2 protein-coding genes and 1 pseudogene are annotated in these 3,857 nt (G+C 71.9%); all 3 read left to right on the forward strand.

Annotated features, from left to right (window positions below):
• Window positions 1–212: 212 nt before the first annotated feature.
• Window positions 213–1,577, forward strand: coding sequence for a glycosyltransferase family 4 protein (locus AC08OQ_RS00330; RefSeq protein ID WP_476604102.1), 1,365 nt, complete (start codon window positions 213–215; stop codon window positions 1,575–1,577).
• A complete protein-coding gene (locus tag AC08OQ_RS00335; protein ID WP_476601270.1) occupies window positions 1,574–3,433 on the forward strand; it encodes an FkbM family methyltransferase in 1,860 nt (619 codons plus the stop codon). Before AC08OQ_RS00330 ends, AC08OQ_RS00335 begins: the two co-directional genes overlap by 4 nt.
• Window positions 3,434–3,438: 5 nt before the next feature.
• Window positions 3,439–3,857 (forward strand): annotated as a pseudogene (locus AC08OQ_RS00340) (glycosyltransferase); the annotation flags it as partial.

Consider the following 3,857-nt stretch of genomic DNA (forward strand, 5'->3'; position numbering starts at 1 on the left):
GGTGGGGAACCCGGAAAGGACAGACCGGACCGACGGGACCCGGCCACTGGGGGATGCCGGTCGAAGCCACTGATCGGCTCGTACCCCCCCCCCCCCCCCGCGACCGCCAGGCGGCCGACGACGACGGATGACAACGAGGTCGATACGAAGCGCGACACACGCGGTACGACATCGCCCACGTTTAGTCACTCACAGCATACAATGCATTACTCATGGTGAAGGATGTCAAGGGCGACTGGAGGTCGAGGTCGGTGGTCCCCTCTCCTGCCCGGTCGCGCGTCCTGCTGGTGACGCACTACTTCCCCCCGGAGACCGGAGCTCCCCAGTCCCGGTTGTCGGAGACGGCACGCGCGTGGGCGACGAACGGGCTCGACGTCACCGTACTCACCGGCATGCCGAACCACCCGGCGGGCAAGATCCCTGCCGCCTATCGCGGCGCCTGGCTGCGGACCGAGCGGGTCGACGGGTACCGCGTCGTGCGCACCTGGCTCTATGCCACTCCCAACGAGGGGATCACCCGCAAGACCCTCGGCCATCTGTCGTTCATGGTCACCAGCGTCCTGCTCGGCGGCCGGCCCGCCGGCCCGGCCGACGTGGTGGTGGTGTCCTCGCCGACCTTCTTTCCCCTCGGCTCGGCCTGGCTGCTCGCCAGGCTGCGAGGCGCCCGGCTGGTCGTGGAGGTCCGCGACCTGTGGCCGGCCATCTTCGAGCACCTCGGCGTCCTCACCGACCGGCGGGTCCTCGGCATTCTCGAACGCCTCGAACTCGCCGCCTACCGGGCCGCCGACGCCGTTGTCACGGTGACGGAGGGGTTCCGGGAAGACATCGTGCGGCGAGGCATCGCGCCGCACAAGGTGCACGTGATTCCCAACGGCGTGGACCTCCGCCGGTTCCACCCGACGACCGTGGCCTCGGCCGACATCCGGGCCCGGCTGAGCGCCACCGACGGCGACACCCTCGTGCTCTACCTCGGCGCCCACGGCATCTCGCACGGGCTGACCTCGATCGCCGGCGCGGCCGCCCGGGTGACCGGCCGGCCGATCCGGTTCGCCTTCGTCGGTGAGGGGGCCGAGAAACGCAGGCTCGTCGGGCACGTCGAGCGCCTGGGACTGGCCAACACGGTGCTGCGCGACGGGGTTGCCCGCGAGGAGGTGCCCGCCGTCGTCGCGGCCGCCGACATCTGCGTCGTCCCGCTGCGGGACGTGCCGATGTTCGACACGTTCATCCCGTCGAAGATGTTCGAGTTCCTCGCCGCGGGCCGCCCGGTGATCGGGGCGGTCCGCGGCGAGGCAGCCCGGATCCTCCTTGCCGCCGGGCAGATGGTCGTGCCCCCCGAGGACCCGGCCGCGCTGGCGGAGGCGATCCTGGCCCTGGCGGCGGACCCGGACCGCCGGGCGCGGATGGCCCGCAGCGGGCGGGCCCACGTCGAGGCCCACTACGATCGCGACGACCTGGCCCGCCGGTACCAGACGCTACTGTTCGGCAACGCACCGTTCCCGGCGCCGCCCCCACCGACGACCCTTTCCCCACCGGTACCGGTGCAGGTACCTGCACCTGCACCGGACGTGGTCGCATGAGGTTCCTCGTCACCGGTGGCACCGGTTTCCTCGGAAGCCGGGTGGTCGACCGGGCGCTCGCGGACGGACACCGGGTCGTCGGGCTGGCGCGCAGCGACGCGGCGGCGACAAAGCTGCGCCGACGCGGCGCGGGGACTGTGCGCGGTGACCTCGACGATCCGGCGACGCTGCTCCCGGCATTCCGCGAGGCGAACTGCGAGGCGCTGGTCAACATCGCCTCACTCGGGTTCGGCCATGCGGAAACGATCGTGACCGCCGCCCGTGCGGCCGGCATTCACCGGGCCGTCTTCCTTTCCACCACCGGGATCTTCACTACGCTCGATCCACCCTCGAAGCGGATCCGGGTAGCGGCCGAGGGGACCATCGCGGCGAGCGGGCTGGACTGGACGATCATCCGGCCGACGATGATCTACGGGGGTCCCGACGACCGGAACATGGCCCGGCTGCTGGCGCTGCTCCGGCGCGTTCCGGTGCTGCCGGTCCCCGGCGGGGGGCATCATCTGCAGCAGCCGGTGCACGTCGAGGACCTGGCCCGCACCGTGCTGCGCGCAGCGACGACCGCGGCGGCGATCGGACGCGCCTATGACGTCGCCGGGCCGGAGGCATTGACGTTCCGGCAGGTCGTGACCACGGCCGGCGCCACCGTCGGCCGACGGGTGATCTGCGTGCCCGTGCCGGTCCGCCCCGTCATCGCCGTGACCCGCGCCTACGAACGGCGGGTGTCCTCGCCAAGGTTGAAGGCCGAACAGATCGCCCGGCTCACCGAGGACAAGGCGTTCTCGATCGACGCGGCCCGCCGCGACCTGGACCATCGTCCGCGGCCATTCGCGGCCGGCATCGCGGCGCAGGCCGCCTCATCACCCGATCGGGTGACCCCCAGCCGCTCTCCCGACCGAACGGAGACCCGGATGTTCCGGATCGACCAGGCCACCCAACTGTTCCAGGACCTCCAACGGATCGCCAGGGTGGCTGGTCCCCCGACGGCGCTGCGCTTTGGTGCCGCCGTGGCCCGGCATGCTCCGACCATCCGCCGGGCGGGCAACCTGAATGCCGCTGACCGGGCAATGGCCGCCGGCGGCCACACCTACCGACCGCTGCCCGGGGTGACGGTCATGTTGCCCGGCACCGCGTTCGGCGGCGCGCGCGAGATGTACTGCCGCGGCGTCTACCACGCCCTCCCCGGGTACGCGCCGGCGGCCGGCGAGGTCGTCGTCGACCTCGGCGCGAACCAGGGCCTGTTCTCGGTGCTCGCGGCGCGAGCGGGCGCCGATGTGATTGCCGTCGAGGCGCAGCGCGGGTTCGCCCCCGCCTTCGTCAACCATGCCGCCGGCAACGGTGTGTCGAACCACATCCAACTGCTCCACGCCATGGTCGGTCCGACCGCCGGCGTGTTCGCCGATCCGCGGGCCCGCCGGAACGCGACGCACTGGGACGGAGACGTCGACGTCCTCACCATGGCAGAGGTGTTCGAGGCCGGCGGGGTCGACCAGGTCGACCTCGTCAAGCTGGACATCGAAGGCTCCGAGTTCGCCCTGTTCGACGAGCCCGGATGGCTGGACGCGGTTGGTCGGATCGTGATGGAGGTGCACACCGGGTTCGGCGATCCCCGTACGCTCGACGACCTGCTGGTCCGGCACGGCTTCGAGGTCACTCTGCTCGGTAACGACCTGGTGCCGACTGCCCATCTGGGCGACGCGGCGTCGGGCTACCTCTACGCCCGCCGGACCCGATCGACGACCCGGGCCATCCGCAGGCCCGCCGAGCCCGACGGTCGCCCGGTGCCGGTACCCGGCAGCCGCCCGTCATCCGAGCCCGGTTTCGTCGACGACCCCGCACCGCGGGGTGTCTCGGCGTGAGGCCGATGTCCAGCACCCGCCCGACCCTGGTCGACTGTGCCGGTGCTCGGATGGGCGGGGCGTTGCGGTTCCTGACCGAACTGGACGGTTACCTGAGCCTTCGGCCGGGCCTGCAGGTCCACCTGGTCGGCCGAGATCACCGGATCGAACCGGGCTGGCTCGCCCGCCGGGAGCGGCCTGGGCGGTACGCGCGCGCGATCGCCCTCAACAACGTCGGCTTCCTCGCGACCCGCGGCGAACGATGGGTCCTGCTGCGCAACGTGCTGCACTTCCTGCCGGCGGAGGAGGCCCGACGGCTACCCGGCGGCCTGCCCGACGGCGTGGCCCGGACAGCACGTCTCGTGCGGCTGTTCGCCCGTCGTGCGGACGTGGTCGTCGTACCGACGACCACAATGGCGGACCGGGTTCTCACCATGCTTCCGAG

The organism is Frankia sp. CcCS3 (assembly GCF_977927575.1).